Genomic DNA, 16805 nt, shown 5'->3' on the forward strand with positions numbered 1-16805 from the left:
CCTAAAGCACCTCCAGTTGCCGCAGCAGCGCCCGCAGGCGCGCCGGTTTCACCGGCTTGGTGAACAAGGGCAGGCCCAGCGCGGCGGCCCGAGCCTTGAGCGGCTCGCCGCGATCGGCGGTGACGAGGCAGGCGGGCAGGTCCCGGCCCAGCCGTGCGCGCAGGGCCAGGACCGCGTCGTCGCCGGTCAGCCCGTTGTCGAGATGATAGTCGGCGATCAGCATGGCCGGGCCGCGCGCCAGCGCGGCGGCGACTTGCGGATCGTCCGGGTCGCCGGCGGCAACGACCTCCAGCCCCCAGCTCCCCAGCAAGGCCGCCATGCCCGCCAGGATCGCCGGTTCGTTGTCGATCACCAGCACCAGCGCGCCGCCGCCGCACCGCGTGCCGGGGCCGGCCGGATCGCCCAGCTCCTCCGGCGCCGTGCAGGCCGGCCGGGGCACGGCGCGCGGCAGGCGCACCGAGAAGGCCGAGCCCTTCCCCGGCGTGCTCTCCAGCCCCAGTTCGTGGCCGAGCATCGTTGTCACCCGCCGCACGATGGCAAGGCCCAGCCCCTTGCCGGGGATCTTGCGGGTGGCATCGAGGCGGCGGAATTCCTCGTAGATCGCGGCGCGCTCGGCCTCGGCGATGCCCGGGCCGGTGTCGCGCACGGTGACCACCAGTTCGTCTCCCGCTCCCGCTCCCGCTCCCGCTCCCGCTCCCGCTCCCGCTCCCGCTCCCGCTCCCGCCCCCTCCCCGGCCCCGGCCCCAGCCAGCTCCACCCGCACCTCCCCCCGCGCGGTGTAGCGGATCGCGTTGGAGACGAAGTTCTGCAGGACCCGCCGCAGGAGCCGGGCATCGGATCGCACCCAGTCCGCGCTGTCCGGCACCACCAGCGCGAGCCCCGCCGCTTCCGCCAGCGGCGCGAACTCGCGGCGCAGCGCGGCCAGCAGCGGCGCCAGGGGCAGGTCGCCGAGTTCGGGCTGGATCGCGCCGGCATCGAGGCGCGAGATCTCGAACAGGGCTTCGAGCAGGTCCTCCACCGAATCGAGCGCGGAGGCGGCCTGCCGCACCAGCGCCTGCGGCTTTTCCGGCAAGGCCTCGCTGCCCAGCGCCGACACGAACAGCCGTGCGGCGTTGAGCGGCTGCAGCAGGTCATGGCTGGCGGCGGCGAGGAAGCTGGTCTTGGAGCGATTGGCCTCCAGCGCCGCCTCGGTGGCGGCGACCAGCCGCAGGTTCACTTCCACCAGTTCGGCGGTACGCTCGGCCACCCGGCGCTCCAGCGTCTCGGCGGTCTCGGTCAGCGAGCGGCGGAAGCGGACCTGGTCGGTCACGTCGTCGAAGGTGAAGACCATGCCGCCGCTGGTCAGCGGCACCGACCGGATCGTGAAATGGCGCGCGCCCTCGCCATCGGCGAACATGCGGCAGTCGCTCACCACCCGGGCGCCGCCGCCTTCGCGCCATTCCAGCGCCTCGGCGCGCTCCAGCCCGCCCTGCTCGGCGCACCAGCGCACCAGCGCCTCGTGGCTTGCCAGCAGTGCCCCCTCGCTGCCGACATCGAGGCCCAGCAGCGCCGCCACGCCTTCGTTCCACGCCTGCAAGCGGCGCTGGACGTCGAACAGGCAGACCCCTTCGGACAGCGTGTCGAGCGTGGTCTGCAGCGCCAGGTTGCGCTCGCCCAGTTCGCGGGCGCGCTGGCGGGCATCCTCGGCCTTGACCATGGTGACGTCGGTATAGATGCCGACGATGCCGCCGCCGCTGGTGCGCAGTTCGTTGATCTGGATCCACCGCCCGTCGGCCAGCGCCTGGACATGGGCGCCGCGCGCCTCGCGGTGCTGGGCCATGCGGTCACGCAACCAGCGGTCGGGAGCGATGCGCGACCCGATGGTGGCCCCGGCCTCGGCCATCCGGCGGGCCATTTCGGCAAAGGCCGGCGCCGAATCGCGCATCGGCTCGAACCACGGGAACATCTTCAGGAACGCCCGGTTGCAGAGCACCATGCGGTCCTCGGCATCGAACAGGGCAAAACCGTCCGCCAGCGAATCGATGGCATCGCGCAGCAGGGCGCGCGCGGCATCGGCGGTGGCATGGGCATCGGCCAACGCGCGGTGGGCGTCGGCGAGCCGGTCCAGCGCCTGGGCAAGCGCATCGGCGCGGGACCTTGCCCCGCCCTTCAAGCCACCGGAATCGGGCGACAAACCATCCACCCGGCGATCATACCCCGGCCCGGCGGCGGCGCGCCATCCGGGCGGCTACCTATGGAAAACGCGCCCTGCCCCCTTGCGCGGCGGCGCCCGCCTTTGCCAATAGGCACCCGTGAGCGCCAACATCGTGATCGGCCAGACCCCGCAGGGCGAGTCGATCGAAATCGACATCAAGGAACTTCTCGCGACCCGCCTGCTGGTGCAGGGCAATTCCGGGTCCGGCAAGTCGCACCTGCTGCGCCGCCTGCTTGAAGAGAGCGCGCCGATCGTCCAGCAGGTGGTGATCGATCCCGAGGGCGACTTCGTCAGCCTGGCCGAGGAATTCGGCCACGTCGTGATCGACGGCGCCGCTTATGCCGAGGCCGAGATCGTCCGCCTCGGCGCGCGTATCCGCGAACACCGCGCCTCGGTGGTCCTCGCGCTCGACGAGCTGGAAATCGACCAGCAGATGAAGTGCGCCGCACAGTTCCTCAACGCCATGTTCGATGCCCCGCGCGAGCAGTGGTATCCGGTGCTGGTCGTTGTCGACGAGGCGCAGATGTTTGCCCCCGCCGCCGCCGGCGAAGTCACCGAGGAAGCCCGCCGCGTCAGCCTGGCGGCGATGACCAACCTCATGTGCCGTGGCCGCAAGCGCGGTCTGGCGGGCGTCATCGCCACCCAGCGCCTCGCCAAGCTTGCCAAGAACGTGGCGGCGGAAGCCAGCAACTTCCTGATGGGCCGCACCTTCCTCGACATCGACATGATCCGCGCCGCGGACCTGCTGGGCATGGAGCGCCGTCAGGCCGAATCGATCCGCGACCTTGCGCGCGGCCAGTTCCTCGGCCTCGGCCCGGCGATCAGCCGCCGCCCGGTGGCGGTCAACATCGGCACCGTGCGCACCGGCGCCAAGTCGATCACCCCCGGCCTGATGCCGCTGCCCACCGCCTCCACCGACGAGCTGCGCGAGCTGCTGCACGACAACCTGCACGTCGAGCCCGAGCGGCAGGAATTCCACCGCCCGCCGCCGCGCCCGGCGATCGACGTCGACGACCTCTCCGCCTCGATCGCGCAGTCGCCCACCCTCGCCGCCGCCCCGCCGCCGCGCCCCGAGCGCCCGGAACCGGAGCCGGAGGAAAACCGCGCGGCGATGATCGAGATCCTCAATGCCATGGCCAAGGACGAGGACTGCTCGTTCCAGCCCTCGACCACGCTGTTCCAGGACTTCACGATCCGCTGCCGGATGAAGGGCATCTCCGTGCGCGGGCTGGATGCCACGACCTTCCGCCGGGGCTTTGCCGCCGCGCTGGCCGGGATCGAGGACCCGGACGACGAGAAGTGGCTCGACCTCTTCAATCTGGCCAAGCACGTGCCCGACGATGCGCTGGCGCCGTTCTACCTGATCGCGCTGGCGGCGATGAACGACCAGCCCTGCCCGGACGACATGGTGCTGGCCCGGACCTACGGCACCAGCAGCCCGCGCCGCGTGCAGCGCCTGCTGGACTTCCTGGAGAAGGACGGGCTCATCGTCGTGCGCACCGACTTTTCGGGCAAGCGTTCGGTCGGCCTGCCCGATCTGGGGGTTACCACCGCGCCCGTCGAGGCGTAGAAGGGCCTCATGGCCGAGATCATCAACCTGCGCATGGCCCGCAAGGCCAGGGCGCGTTCCGACAATCAGGCACAGGCAGAGGCCAGCCGCGCCCGCCATGGCCGCAGCAAGCACGAGCGCCAGGCCGCCGAGGCCGAGATCGCCCGGATCGCGCGCACGGTCGAGGGCGCAAGGCGCGAACGTGAGCCTGAGCAAGGAGAGGACGAGGGCTGATGCGCACGACCTACAGCGACGCCAATGTGCGGCTCTACCACCTCGACGGCGGCCCCGAGGGCGGCGGCGTCACCACCCTGTTCTACGGCCCGCTGGCCGAGGCCATGGAAATCGCCTCCCAGCAGATCGAGGACGTGCAGGACGGCCTGTTCATCGCCACCGACAATGACGTCGTGGCCTATCTGGACCTGCTGGAGGGCTGACGGCCGCCGCCGCGCAGCCGGCCTGCCGCATGCGGCAGCCCCTTTGCCCCCCAGCAGAATCCGGGGAGGCAAAGAGGCTGCACCGCGCAATCAGAAGCGCGCCTGAAGGCCTGCCGCGACGTAGTGGTCGCCGAGGTTGCCCTTGACGTCGATGCGCGGCAGCAGCGGCATCGACACCGTGCCATAAGGCCGCACGTTGTCGCCGATCAGGCGCGCGCCGACCCCCACGGCCAGCGCCATCGGCAGCCGGTAGGTCGCCTCGACCTTGGCGAAGAGCTTGGTGCCCGAATCGTCGCACTTGCCGCCGGAAACCTCGTTGCCGCTCGACCTGGCAAAGCACGAGCCGTCGTCGTGATAATAGGCGGGATGGTCGCGGTCATGGAAGAACAGGCCGACCGCAGGGGTGATCGAGAATCCCCCGTCCTGCACCACCGGCACGCCGACCGCGAGTTCCCCGCCCCAGTCACCCTCGGCGCGGGCGATATTGGCCTCGGCGGTCACGGTATTGGCCATGGCCGGCGCGGCGGCGGCCAGCGTGGCAGCAAGAGCCGCGAGGGCAGCGAGCGTGAATTTCATGTTATGTCCTTGGTATAAACGAGATGACCCGGACGCCGAGGGTTAGGATTTGCGCGCCCCTCAAGGCAAGGCGCAGGGATTCGATCCACCCCGGCCAGGGCTCGCCCCACCCCGAAGCGTTCGGCAGGTTCAGGCCGGGCGGGGATTGGGGGGCTGAGTGGGGCTGCGAAGCGAACTGTCTGGTTCGGATTTTAAAACACCCGTTGCCGTTGCCAAATCTGCACCCGGATCTTCGCCATTCCCGCCCCCTCTTCGTCATTCCCGCGGAGGCGGGAACCCAGTCAACGCAGCGCTTCGAAGCCAACGTCGGTGGCGAGATCGCGCCACTGTGGATTGCCTTCGAGTGTCCTTCATTGCCAGGTTGCTACTGGATTCCCGCCTTCGCGGGAATGACGAATGGAGTGAACAATCGGCAAGCCATCCGGGTTCAACGAACGCCTGCAAAGGGCCGCCACCCTAGGCGGCGTGGACAAATTCCTCGAGGTCACGACCGGAGGCAAAACCCGTCAATTCAAGGAGGTGAGGCGCAGGACTATGTCGATAGTTCAAGCCGAACCGACGCCGAAGTGGCGGGTTTTTGGTCCGGCCCCTTCGGGGTAGCCCCCATGTGCCCCCCGGCAGCGTTGCACGGCCTTGAAAGAGAACCACTCTTCCCGCGTCCGCGCGCCTCGCCGGGGGGCACATGGGGGCTATCGTGACCTCGAGGAATTTGTCCACGCCGCCTAGCATTCCGCGTTTTGACCCAGCCCCGCTCAGGCTGAGCTTGTCGAAGCCCGCTCGCGGCGCATGACCATTCGCTCGCTGGCCTTCGTGCAGCGCTCTGCTGCCGGGGCTTCGACAGGCCCGCCGAGGGTCCGCCGCTCAGGCCTGGAACACCACCGTGATTCCAGGCGAGACCATCTGCGCCAGCCGCGCCGCATCCCAGTTGGTCAGGCGCACGCAGCCGTGGCTTTCGGTCTTGCCGATGTTCTGCGGCTCGGGCGTGCCGTGGATGCCGTAGTGCTCCTTGGACAAGTCCAGCCAGACCACGCCGACCGGCCCGTTGGGCCCCGGCGGCAGCAGCTTGTCCTTCGCGTTCTTCTTTGCATCCCAGAACAAGTCGGGATTGAAGTGATAGTCGGGATTGCGCGCCGCACCGACGATCTTCCAGGTGCCCAGCGGCAAGGGATCGTGGCCGCTGCCGGTCGTCACCGGGAACTGCGCGATCAGGCGGTCCTGCTTGTCGTAGGCCCGCAGGGCGCCGTCGGACTTGTCGACCACGAGATGATCGGCGCGCGGCTGGTCGGCGGCGACGCCCAATCGCACCAGCGTGTCGGACCAGCCGGTCGTGTCGCCATCCTCGGGCTTCGGGGCCGCATCGGCGATGTCCGGCACCCGCACCACCCGCCCCGCGCCGAGCACCGTGCCCGGCCCGTTGAGCGCCAGCAGGGTTTCGGGTGTCGTGTGGAAACGCTCCGCCAGGGCCTCGCTCATGCTGCGGTAGCCGAGCCGGTCGAACCTGGCCTGCCCGGCCATGTCGCGGGGAAGATCGGGATGAAACGGCCCGCGCGCAAAAGCCAGCGGGATCGTCACGCGGCGGGTGCCATCGCCGCGCACGCCCGCCAGCAGCGCCCGCTGCGTCGGCGTATCGAGCCTGCCGCTCGCGGCGAGCCCATGCGCCTGCTGGAACCCCCGCAGCGCCAGCGCATAAGCGGCGCTGTCCTTGCCGTCGATCACACCCGGCGAAAAGCCCTGGCGGTCCAGCGCGACTTGTGCGCGCAGCAGGGGATTGCCCGATGCTGGAGATGCCTGCCCCTGAGGGGCGGCGGCGGGCGCCGGCATAAAGGCCAGCGGATCGGCCGACGGCCTCGCGGCGACCTCCGCCTTGGGCGCGTCGGCCTCGGAATGGCAGGCGGAAAGCGGGATCACGGCCAGCGGACCAAGCGCCATGCCGATCAGCGCGGCGGGCGCCAGCGATACGGAATGCAAGAACTTCAAAGGACACCGTAAGCAATTGGGACAGGTGTCTCTACAACGCCCCGCACCGGCAGAGGCTGCACGCCCCGCCGCAAATCCGCGCAACCGGTGAAACGGAGGGAAAGCGCCCGGCGAAGCCCCTCGGGGGGGATGGGAGAGAGGACAAGGCCTCGCCAGGCGCGAAAGCTTTCCGAGGCGGAGGGAGGGGGGTGCCTTTACCGGAAAGCTGCGGTTATCAAAATACGCCGCAGCCCCGCCCTCGCCAAGACCATCACCCAAGTATTACTACCTAACTGTCTCGGCAGCGATACATTTTAAAAACAATTTGAAGTATTGCCCACAACAGTACTGTTGGAATTCACCCACCCAACCCGGCCCGCTCCATCCGGCGATAGAATGTCGCCCGGCCGATTCCCAGCAGGCGCGCCGCGGCCGAGACGTTTCCACCCGCCCGGGCCAGGGCCTGGCGCAGCACCGCGCGCTCGCCATCCTCGAACCCCTGGACTTGCGGTTCCCCCAGCAGGTCGCCGATCGGCCGCGGCGGCAGCGGCGTGCCCGCCTCGAACCCCAGCTGCCGCCGCGCCGCGCGCGTCGCGCCGATCACCAGGTCATCGCGGTCGACCGCCAGCAAGGCCGGGCCGCCGCCCTGCCGCTCCGCCGGGGCGAGCATGATCCGCGCCGCGCCGAAGCGCTGGCAGAACATGTCACGCTCGATCGCGCGGGCCGCATCCTGCACCAGCGCGGCCACCAGCAGCGCGGTATCGCCAAGGTCGGCGCGGGCGCTGGAGACGTTGAGCGCGGCGATCACATGGCCGTCGGGATCGAAGATCGGCGCCGCCATGCAGGAAACCCCGGTGTTGCGGCAGGCAAAGTGCTCGTCGCGCAGGATCGTGACCGGCCGCTGCTCGATCAGGCTGGTACCGATGCCATTGGTACCCTCGCGCATTTCCGACCAGTTCGCCCCCGGCGCCAACCCGTGCACGGCAAACGTCTCGCGCTCGGCCTCGGTGGTCCGCATGTCGAGCACGATCCCGTCGCCATTGGCGAGCAGCAGGCAGGCGCCGCTGCGCCCGACACTGGCGAACAGGGCATCGAGCGTCGCTTGCGCGAGGTCCGGCAGGCCGCCCGCCGCCTCGCGCACCGCGCGCAAGGCGCTCTCGTCCAGCCGTTCCACGAACGGACGGTCATCGGGCAGCAGTCCGTAGCGCAGCGCCGAGCGGCACCACGAAGCCGCGACCGGCGACTGCACGGCCGCAGCCCCCGACTCCACGGTCCTCAGGACCAACGCGCAATGACGGGAATTGTCTTCCGCCATCGAATCCCCTCATGGTTTTACAGTAATTTACCTTAACTCATCAGGCAGGTCGATCTTTCTGACCAGGCGGCTTGGACAAATTCGCAAGAAGCGGATTTCGCCGCAAGCGGAGGCCAACCGCCCCCGGGGCGGCGTGGACAGGGCCGAACAGGCATTGTCTCGGCGGGCCGCATGCCATACCGGCGAGCGCGATGAAGAGGCTCGATTCCTTCCTCGAGGCCGCGCTGGCGCGGATCGACAGTGCCGGACAGCGCCGCAGCCTGCGCCCCGCCGCCATGCTCCCCGCCGGGCGCATCCGGCGCGAAGGCCGCGACCTCGTCGATTTTTCCAGCAACGACTATCTCGGCCTCGCCCGCCATCCGCTGCTCGCCGAGCGCGCCGCCGCCTGGACCCGCGAGCATGGCACCGGCTCGGGCGCGTCGCGGCTGGTGACCGGCACCAGCGCGGCGCATCTCGCGCTCGAGGCCCGGATCGCCAGATTCAAGCATGCCGAAGCCTCGCTGGTCTTTGCCAGCGGCTGGCAGGCCAATGCCGCGGTGATCCCGGCGCTGATCGCGGCGATGCCGGGCGTCGCCGTGTTTGCCGACCGGTTGATCCATGCCTCGATGCATGCCGGGATCGCGATGTCCGGCGCGCGCCAGCACCGGTTCCGCCACAATGACCTGGACCATCTCGAACAGCTTCTCGCCAGCAAGGGCGCCGAGGCCCCCGCGCGGCTGATCCTGACCGAAAGCGTGTTCTCGATGGACGGCGACCGCGCCGACGTGCTGCGCCTGGCCGAGATCGCCGAGCGCCACGACGCCGTGCTCTACATCGACGAGGCCCATGCCACCGGCGTGCTCGGCCCCGGCGGCGCCGGGCTCTCGGCGCTGGCTCCGGGGCGGGTGGACGTGATCATGGGCACTTTCAGCAAGGCGCTGGGCGGGTTCGGCGCCTATATCGCCGGCTCGCAAGTGCTGGTCGACTATCTCGTCAACGCGGCGAGCGGGATGATCTTCACCACCGCGCCGCCCCCCGCCGTGCTCGGCGCGGTCGATGCCGCGCTGGACCTGGTGCCGGCGATGGCGGCCGAGCGCGCGCACCTTGCGGCCCTGGGCGAGCAGCTGCGCGCGGGACTGGCGCGGCTGGGACTGGACTATGCCCGCTCCTCCACCCAGATCGTGCCCGCGGTGATCGGCGCCGAGGCCGATGCCATCGCGCTTTCGCGCAAGCTGGAGGAGGCGGGCTTCCTCGCCGCCGCGATCCGCCCGCCGACCGTGCCCCCCGGCACCAGCCGCCTGCGCCTGGCCCTGCGCGCGACCCATGCGCCGGACGACGTCGCCGCCCTGCTCGCCGCCATCGAGGCCCTCCGGTGAAACTGCTGTTTGCCCATGGCTGGGGTTTCGACCGGCATTTCTGGACACCGCTCGCCGCGCGGCTTGCCGATTTTGACCATGCGATCGATGACGCCGGCTACTTCGGCGCGCGCCATGTGCCCCTGGTGGAAGGCCCCTGCATCGCGGTGACGCACAGCTTCGGCACCGTCCGCGTGCTGGCCGATCCGCCGCCGGGGCTGCTCGGCGTGGTCGCGATCAACGGCTTTGCCCGCTTCACCGCGCCGCTTGGCCAGCCGGGCGTGCCGGTGCGGGTGGTCGAGCACATGATCCGCCGCTTCGGGCAGAGCCCGGCCGGCGTGCTGGCCAGTTTCCACCAGCAGATCGGCGGCACCGTGCCCGAAGGCAAGCCCGACGCCGACCTTCTGCGCCGCGACCTGCTGCGCCTGCGCGATGCCCGGGCGCCGCTGCCCAAGGCCCCGGTGATCTCGCTGCAAGGCGGGCAGGACCCGCTGATGCCAGGCGCCATGCGCGCAGGCACCTTCGAGGGCGGCGACGTGCGCCGGATCGAGAGCGAGGCGGGCGGCCACCTGCTGCCGGTCGAGGACCCCGAACTCTGCGCCGAAGCCGTGCGCGGACTGGCAGCGATGCTGGCTGCGGCGCCGGGCACGGCGCGGCCGGCATGAACGTCCCGCGCGAGAACGTGCGCCGCGCCTTCGCCGCCGCCCCCGACTATGACGGCCATGCCCGCGTCCAGCGCGAGGTGGCTGCGGCGCTGGCGGCGCGGATTGCCGCGCTCGACCTGCCCGGCGCCCCCCATCCAGGCCCACGCGTGCTGGAGATCGGCTGCGGTACCGGGTTCCTTACCGAGGCACTCGGCAGCACCGGCATCGGCGGCGACTGGCTGATCACCGATCTCGCGCCCGAAATGCTGGCGCGCTGCCGCGCCCGGCTTGGCGCGCGCGCGCATCACCGCTTCGCCGTGCTCGACGGCGAATATGGCGCGCCCGAAGGCGGCCCGTTCGACCTCATTTGCTCCAGCCTCGCGGTGCAGTGGTTCGACGATGCCCCCGCCGCGCTCGCCCGCATGGCAGGCTGGCTGGCGCCGGGGGGCCACCTGATGGTCACCACGCTGGGCCCCGGCAGCTTTGCCGAATGGCGCGCCGCCCATGCCGCCGAGGGCCTCAGCGCCGGAACCCCCGCTTTCGCGCCGGTCGAGGCCTTCCGAGATTGCACCGTCACGGTCTGCAACCACGTGGAACGCCACGAGCACCCGCTGGCCTTCCTGCGCGGCCTGAAAGCCATCGGCGCACAGGCGGCTCAGGCCGGACACCGCCCGCTCACCCCGCCACAGTTGCGCCGCACGCTGGGCCGATTTGCCCAAAGCGGATGCGAAGTGACTTACGAAGTCGTGACCTGTCACCTACACCGCGCTAGGTGAGCCGCCCATGAGCACATTCATCGCAACGCCCCTGATCGTCACCGGCACCGATACCGAAATCGGCAAGACCGTGTTCGCCGCGGCCCTCGCGGGCGCGCTTGGCGCGCATTACTGGAAGCCGGTGCAGGCCGGGCTGGAAGCGGACGGCGGCGATGCCGACCGTGTCGCCCGCCTCTCGGGCCTCCCGCGCGACAAGGTGCTGGCCGAAGCCTACCGGCTCACCACCCCCTGCTCCCCCCACCGCGCCGCCGAGATCGACGGGGTCGAGATCGATCCCGCCCGGCTCGCCCTGCCCCGCATCGATGGTCCGCTGGTGGTCGAAGGCGCTGGCGGCGCGCTGGTGCCGCTCTCGCGCAGCATGACCTATGCCGACCAGTTCGCGCGCTGGCAGGCGCCGGTGATCGTTGTCGCCCGCACCGTGCTGGGCACGATCAACCACACGCTGCTGACCATCGAGGCGCTGCGCGCGCGCGGTGTCGAAGTGCTGGGCGTTGCCTTTGTCGGCGAAGCGCAGGAAGACAGCGAGGCCACGATCTGCGCAATGGGCAAGGTCCGCCGCCTCGGCCGCCTGCCGCATGTCACGCCGCTGACGCCCGAGGCGCTGCGCGAGGCCTTTGCCGCACACTTCACCCTTGCCGATTTCACGGCAGAGACGGGGGCAGCATGACGTCTTCGATCTGGCATCCCTTCACCCAGCACGGCCTGCAGGAGCCGGTGCCGCTGGTGACGCGCGCCGAAGGGGCAAGGCTGCACACGGCGGACGGCCGCGCGGTGATCGACGCAATCTCGTCCTGGTGGGTGACAACGCACGGCCACTGCCACCCGCGCATCATGGCCGCCATCGCCGAGCAGGCGGGCAAGCTCGACCAGCTGATCTTCGCCGGCTGGACGCACGAGCCGGCCGAGCAGGTCGCCGAAGCCTTGCGCGCGCTGATGCCGCAAAGCCTGACGCGGGTGTTCTTCTCGGATTCGGGCTCCACCAGTGTCGAGGTGGCGCTGAAGATGGCGCTCGGCTACTGGCACTGGCGCGCCGAGGACGGCAAAGGCGCAAGGCGCCACCGCATCGTGGTGATGGACCATTCCTACCACGGCGACACCATCGGCGCGATGTCGGTGGGCGCGCGCGGGGTGTTCAACCGGCCCTACGACCCGCTGCTGTTTGACGTGGGCCGGATTCCCTTCCCCGCCGCCGGGGCCGAGCAGGCAACGCTCGATGCCCTCGAGGCGCTCTGCCGCCTGCCGGATACCGCCGCGCTGATCGTCGAGCCGCTGGTGCTCGGTTCGGGCGGCATGCTGTTCTACGGGGCGGACACACTGAAGGCGATGCACGCGATCTGCGCCAGGCACGGCGTCCTGTTCATCGCCGACGAAGTGATGACCGCCTGGGGGCGCACCGGCACGCTGACCGCCTGCGAGCAGGCCGGCGTGGTGCCCGACATCCTCTGCCTGTCCAAAGGTCTCACCGGCGGCGCCGTGCCGCTTGCCGTGACCATGGCCAGCGAGGCGATCTTCGAGGCCCATTACGCGGCCGACCGAGCACGGATGTTCTTCCACTCCTCCAGCTACACCGCCAACCCGATCGCCTGCGCGGCGGCGGCGGCCAACCTCGCCATCTGGCGCGAGGAACCGGTGCTGGAACGGGTGAGCGCGCTGGCCGAAAAGCAGGCGGCCTGGCTCGATAAACTCGGCCGGTTCTGCCACTTCGACAATCCGCGCAGCCTGGGCACGATCGCCGCGCTGGACTTCAAGACCAGCGGCGAGACCGGCTACATGAGCGACCTCGCCCCGCGCCTGATGGCTTTTTTCCGCGAACGCGACGTGCTGCTGCGTCCGCTCGGCAATACCGTCTACGTCATGCCGCCCTACTGCATCGGCGACGACGAACTGGCGCAAGTCTGGGATGCCATCGGCGAGGCGGTGATCTCGTTCTGAGAGGCCCGCCGCGAAATTCGCGAAACGCGCATTTCGCGGCGCCGCCCCGGTCGTCGCCGCTTCCGTTTCAGACCGCCTCGATCAGCACGGTATCGATGGTGAACGAGCCGTCCGCCTCGATCCCGAACCACGCCGCCACTTCCGCCGGGGCCACGGCCTGAAGCGCGCGGATCGCCGCCACCCGTTCGGGCGGCGTGCGCATCCGGGCCGTCCAGGTGGCAAAGTCCATGCGCAGCCGCGCGGTGCGGACCTCGCGCACGGTGAACCCGGCCCGGCCGAGCATCGCGGTCCACTGCGCCCCCGTGTAGTCGCGCACATGGCTGACATCGCGCAACAGTTCCACGGCCTGCAGATGGGTGTCCGCCGCCGCATCGGCAGGGGCCACCACGTCGACAAAGATCGCCGGCGAGCCCGCCTTGAGCACCCGCCGCGCCTCGCGCAGACCGGCCTCGGCATCGCGCCAGTGGTGGGTGGTAAAACGGCAGGCGAGGAAATCGAACGCGCCCTCCGCGAACGGCAGCGCTTCGGCAGGGGCGGCCTGCACGGCGACATTGGCAAGGCCGCGCCGCGCCGCCTCGGCCGCCACCGCCTCCAGCATCTCGGGCGACACGTCACAGGCCATGACCTGCGCGGCATGGGGCGCCATCGCATAGCCGACATGCCCGCCGCCGGCGCCGAGATCGAGCGCTTGGCGCGGCGCCGCGACAAGCGCGCGGGCGGCAATGGTCTGAAGGTCGGCGCCCGCGGCATGGACGGTGCTTTCCACATAAGCGGCGGACATTTCGCCGAACTGGCTTTGCGCCAGCCCATGCTGCGTAGGGGCATGTTGGCTTTGATCGGTCATGGTCGATCTCCTTTCGGCGCTCCTCATGAACCCGATTTAGCCTGTTACAATGGATATAATTATCCTGTTATAAATGCTGCCATGTCCACCGAAGCACAACGCCGCCTGCTGGGTGCCTTTGTCCGCGCCCGCCGGGAGGGGCTGGCCCCCGAAGGCCATGGCCGCCGCCGCCGCACACCCGGCCTGCGGCGCGAGGAACTGGCGGCGCGCGCCGCCATCGGCACCACCTGGGTCGCCTGGATCGAACAGGGGCGCGAGGTTCGCCCTTCGGCCGAAACGCTCGGCCGCCTTGCCGGCGCGCTCAGCCTGTCGCCGGCCGAGCGCGACTACCTGTTTTCCCTCGCCGAGCGCCGCGACCCCGCCGATCCCTTCGCCGCCCCGCGCGAAGCGGCGCCGCCCGCGATCACCGCGGCCGTGGCCGCCCTGCCCTTCCCGGCCTATGCGCTCGATCCCGCATGGTCGGTCTGCGCCGCCAACGCCGCCGCGCGCCGCCTGTTTGCCGGGCTGTTCGACAGCGAGAGCGCGCCGAACCTGCTGCGATATGTGTTCACCCACCCCGCCGCGCGCACGCTGCTGCCCGACTGGCAAACCCGCGCCATGCGCCTGCTCGCCGAGTTCCGCCGCGACTATGGCCGGGTGATGGCCGATCCGCGCGTCGCTGCCGTGGTGGAATGGCTGCAGAACCACTGCCCGGAGTTCCGCGCAGGATGGGAGAGCCAGTCGGTGCTCGCGCGCGAAGGCGGGGCGCGCGATTTCCTGCACCCGGAGGATGGGCTGCTGCACTTCACCCAGCACACGCTGGCGGATGTGGAGCGGGAGGATTTTCGCCTGGTGTTTCTGGAACCGGCCGAGGGCGGCAGCAGCACCGGCGAGCCGTAAGGCCACCGACACCACCCGCCGCCCCCGCGAAGGCGGGGGCCCCGCTGCCTTCGCGCTACGTCTCAAGAAAAGCGGGGTCCCCGCCTTCGCGGGGACGACGGAGTGTATTAGGGTTTGGTTGGAGCGGGCATCCAAACCTGGTGCCGCGCCCTAAAACTCCATTACGCTCGGCTTGCTCGACCGCTCGACCATGCCGGTCGTCCGCTCGCCATCCCAGGTGTAGAAAGCATGGCTCTGCTGCACGAGCGGGAAGTCCTTCGGCCAGTCCGGCGGCAGCACGTGCCCGCCGCGTGAGCGGGTATTGGCGAAGGTCTCGCCCGCGATCTCCACCCGGCGGCCGTCCACGGTCTCCAACACAAAGGACACGTCCTCTCCCCCGGTCAGGAAGCGCCGCAGCCACGGCACCTCTACCGGACGCGCGGCAGTGCGGGTGCCATCGGCATCGATGATCCAGCCTTCGGCGTAGTTAAGCCCCCCATCCTCACGCGGCGGGTAGATGTTGAACCCGAAGGCGCGGCCGCCGGGGAAGACAGCGCTTTGCCAGCAATGCCCCCAGAACCCGGCGAAGGCCCGGAAACCGGTACGACGGATGCGCAGGCCGTTGGCCTTGAAGGGTTGAACCTTGCCGTTGATGGAAAGCGTCCCCGTGCAGCGGAAAAGCTGTTCGTAGCGCGGGCTCATGAAACTGCCCTGCTCGCCGCCCAGCGCTTCGGCCGCTTCAGGCAGGAGCGAGCCCGGCACCCAGGGCGGTGCGGCCATTTCCATGTCTACCGAGATTTCGAGGTCGGCCCATGCCACCTCCTCGAAATCGGGGTTGTCGATGATTTCCTGCGCCGTGGTTTCGGCGACTTGGCCTTTGTAGGTCGCGGTCCAGCGGCGGAACGGCTCCACGCATTCGAAGCGGACCGGACCGGTGCCGCGCACGGTGGGACGGCCATCCGCGCCGTAGGGCGAATGCGTCTCGCCATCACCGCGCCTGGAAAGCAGGCGGCCGTCAGCAAAGGCGACGTCCAGCCAGAATTCGTGGCGATCCCAATGCGCGCCCACCGCCTCGACGCCGATACGCATGGCGAAGAGGCCACCTTGCTCCTCGATCCAGACGTTCACGGCATCGCGCAGGCCATCGTCAGGCTTTTCAGCCACGACGAATTCGCGATCTTCAGGAACACCGCCGGTCAGGTCCGTCGCCACGGTGGCCATGACACTCTCTCCCTCGTTTTGCCGGGGAGGCTGTCATGGCCCGCGCGTCAGGTCACGCCCCGGCCCGTGCGCCGGGGCGATATCGCGCCTGTCTCAAGCGGCATTTTTTAAAATGTGCAGAAAGCGCATTTTGCGCGGCACCAGCCCACGCCCCCACCCGACCTTCCATCAGGATACACGCGTGGGAGGTCGGGTGGGGGCGTGGGGTGGGGGCCTAGGGTGGGGGCCTGGGCTGGTGCCGCAAATCCGGCCTGCGGCCGGATTTCAATCAGGCGTAAGGCGGCTTGTGCAGGCCCTTGGGGCTGGTCGTGAAGATCTCGCAGCCGGTCTCGGTGATGCCGATCGAATGCTCGAACTGGGCCGAGAGCGACTTGTCGCGCGTCACCGCCGTCCAGCCGTCCGACAGCAGCTTCACCGGCGGCTTGCCGAGGTTGATCATCGGCTCGATGGTCATGAACATGCCCGGCTTGAGCAGCGGGCCGGTGCCGGGGCGACCGGCGTGGACCACTTCGGGCGCATCGTGGAACAGGCGGCCGAGGCCGTGGCCGCAGAATTCGCGCACGACGCCGTAGCGGAACGATTCGGCATAGGCCTGGATCGCCGCGCCGATGTCACCCACGCGGTTGCCGGGCTTGGCCTGCTCGATGCCGATCATCAGGCATTCGTAAGTCACGTCGACGAGGCGGCGGGCCTTCAGCGAAACGTCGCCGGCCAGATACATGCGGCTGGTGTCGCCGTGCCAGCCATCCAGCAGCGGAGTCACGTCGATATTGACGATATCGCCGTCCTTGATGGTCTTTTCCGACGGAATGCCGTGGCAGACCACGTGGTTGATCGAGATGCAGCACGAATGCGCATAACCGCGATAGCCAAGCGTGGCGGGCACCGCGCCGCCGTCCAGCGTCAGTTCGCGGACCTTGTCGTCGATGGCGGCGGTGGTGACGCCGGGCTGCACCATCGGCGCGATCTCGTCGAGAATCATGGCGGCAAGGCGGCCCGCCTTGCGCATGCCCTCGAACCCTTCGGGTCCGTGCAACTTGATGGTGCCGTCGCGCAGGACGGTTTCGCTTCCGGGCTCTACGATCTGGTATTCGGTCATGCCCGCCAAGATAGCGGGCATGAACCGAAATTGCGAATCAGGACTGCGCAGGCCCGGTTGCGTTTGGGGG

Annotated in this window: 16 protein-coding genes; 9 read left to right on the top strand and 7 right to left on the bottom strand. The window is 69.7% G+C overall.

Annotation, left to right across the window (positions count from 1 at the left end; all coding sequences use genetic code 11):
- Position 1: 1 nt before the first annotated feature.
- Positions 2 to 2182, bottom strand: a complete 2181-nt coding sequence (locus tag DM450_RS12940; RefSeq protein ID WP_142635411.1) for a PAS domain-containing sensor histidine kinase — start codon at positions 2180 to 2182, stop codon at positions 2 to 4.
- A gap of 109 nt (positions 2183 to 2291) precedes the next feature.
- On the opposite strand from DM450_RS12940, the gene DM450_RS12945 reads away from it, so the two are divergent.
- The 3 genes from DM450_RS12945 to DM450_RS12955 are packed head-to-tail and all read left to right on the top strand — an operon-like array spanning position 2292 to position 4180.
- On the top strand, positions 2292 to 3764 hold the full coding sequence (locus tag DM450_RS12945; RefSeq protein WP_142635413.1) for an ATP-binding protein: 1473 nt from the start codon (positions 2292 to 2294) through the stop codon (positions 3762 to 3764).
- Between the two features lie 9 nt (positions 3765 to 3773).
- Positions 3774 to 3977, top strand: coding sequence for a DUF4169 family protein (locus DM450_RS12950; RefSeq protein ID WP_142635415.1), 204 nt, complete (start codon positions 3774 to 3776; stop codon positions 3975 to 3977).
- On the top strand, positions 3977 to 4180 hold the full coding sequence (locus DM450_RS12955) for a hypothetical protein (protein ID WP_142635417.1): 204 nt from the start codon (positions 3977 to 3979) through the stop codon (positions 4178 to 4180). Before DM450_RS12950 ends, DM450_RS12955 begins: the two co-directional genes overlap by 1 nt.
- Positions 4181 to 4270: 90 nt before the next feature.
- Here the strand turns inward: DM450_RS12955 and DM450_RS12960 are convergent, their stop codons facing one another.
- The 3 genes from DM450_RS12960 to DM450_RS12970 all read right to left on the bottom strand — a co-directional run bounded on the left by DM450_RS12960 (position 4271) and on the right by DM450_RS12970 (position 7961).
- Complete coding sequence (locus tag DM450_RS12960; RefSeq protein WP_142635419.1) at positions 4271 to 4756, bottom strand: hypothetical protein; 486 nt, start codon at positions 4754 to 4756, stop codon at positions 4271 to 4273.
- An 861-nt stretch (positions 4757 to 5617) separates the two neighbouring features.
- Entirely contained in the window at positions 5618 to 6685 is a 1068-nt protein-coding gene (locus DM450_RS12965; RefSeq protein ID WP_142637872.1) for a L,D-transpeptidase, read from the bottom strand.
- Between the two features lie 385 nt (positions 6686 to 7070).
- The gene (locus DM450_RS12970) at positions 7071 to 7961 is read right to left on the bottom strand and encodes a helix-turn-helix domain-containing protein (RefSeq protein ID WP_260609850.1); all 891 of its coding nucleotides are present in this window, start codon (positions 7959 to 7961) and stop codon (positions 7071 to 7073) included.
- 257 nt (positions 7962 to 8218) lie between these two features.
- Between DM450_RS12970 and DM450_RS12975 the strand changes: the two genes are divergently transcribed.
- Genes DM450_RS12975 through DM450_RS12995 form a run of 5 tightly spaced genes read left to right on the top strand, consistent with a single transcriptional unit; the run spans position 8219 to position 12713 of the window.
- Positions 8219 to 9382: an aminotransferase class I/II-fold pyridoxal phosphate-dependent enzyme gene (locus DM450_RS12975; protein ID WP_142635423.1), complete on the top strand. Its 1164-nt coding sequence runs from the start codon at positions 8219 to 8221 to the stop codon at positions 9380 to 9382.
- Positions 9379 to 10026, top strand: coding sequence for an alpha/beta fold hydrolase (locus DM450_RS12980; RefSeq protein WP_142635425.1), 648 nt, complete (start codon positions 9379 to 9381; stop codon positions 10024 to 10026). Before DM450_RS12975 ends, DM450_RS12980 begins: the two co-directional genes overlap by 4 nt.
- Positions 10023 to 10781, top strand: a complete 759-nt coding sequence (locus DM450_RS12985; protein ID WP_142635427.1) for a methyltransferase domain-containing protein — start codon at positions 10023 to 10025, stop codon at positions 10779 to 10781. The genes DM450_RS12980 and DM450_RS12985 overlap by 4 nt, the downstream gene beginning before the upstream one ends.
- A gap of 7 nt (positions 10782 to 10788) precedes the next feature.
- On the top strand, positions 10789 to 11448 hold the full coding sequence (gene bioD, locus DM450_RS12990) for a dethiobiotin synthase (RefSeq protein WP_142635429.1): 660 nt from the start codon (positions 10789 to 10791) through the stop codon (positions 11446 to 11448).
- Entirely contained in the window at positions 11445 to 12713 is a 1269-nt protein-coding gene (locus tag DM450_RS12995; protein ID WP_142635431.1) for an adenosylmethionine--8-amino-7-oxononanoate transaminase, read from the top strand. Before bioD ends, DM450_RS12995 begins: the two co-directional genes overlap by 4 nt.
- A 67-nt stretch (positions 12714 to 12780) precedes the next feature.
- On the opposite strand, the gene DM450_RS13000 is transcribed toward DM450_RS12995, so the two are convergent.
- Positions 12781 to 13557, bottom strand: a complete 777-nt coding sequence (locus DM450_RS13000) for a class I SAM-dependent methyltransferase (protein WP_142635433.1) — start codon at positions 13555 to 13557, stop codon at positions 12781 to 12783.
- Positions 13558 to 13638: 81 nt separating this feature from the next.
- On the opposite strand from DM450_RS13000, the gene DM450_RS13005 reads away from it, so the two are divergent.
- On the top strand, positions 13639 to 14436 hold the full coding sequence (locus DM450_RS13005; RefSeq protein ID WP_142635435.1) for a helix-turn-helix domain-containing protein: 798 nt from the start codon (positions 13639 to 13641) through the stop codon (positions 14434 to 14436).
- Positions 14437 to 14586: 150 nt separating this feature from the next.
- Here the strand turns inward: DM450_RS13005 and DM450_RS13010 are convergent, their stop codons facing one another.
- Positions 14587 to 15636, bottom strand: coding sequence for a hypothetical protein (locus tag DM450_RS13010; protein ID WP_142635437.1), 1050 nt, complete (start codon positions 15634 to 15636; stop codon positions 14587 to 14589).
- A gap of 268 nt (positions 15637 to 15904) precedes the next feature.
- On the bottom strand, positions 15905 to 16735 hold the full coding sequence (map, locus tag DM450_RS13015; protein ID WP_142637874.1) for a type I methionyl aminopeptidase: 831 nt from the start codon (positions 16733 to 16735) through the stop codon (positions 15905 to 15907).
- Positions 16736 to 16805 lie beyond the last annotated feature (70 nt).

Origin of the sequence: Sphingomonas sp. IC081 (assembly GCF_006874585.1) — a bacterium.
Taxonomy (GTDB): domain Bacteria; phylum Pseudomonadota; class Alphaproteobacteria; order Sphingomonadales; family Sphingomonadaceae; genus Novosphingobium.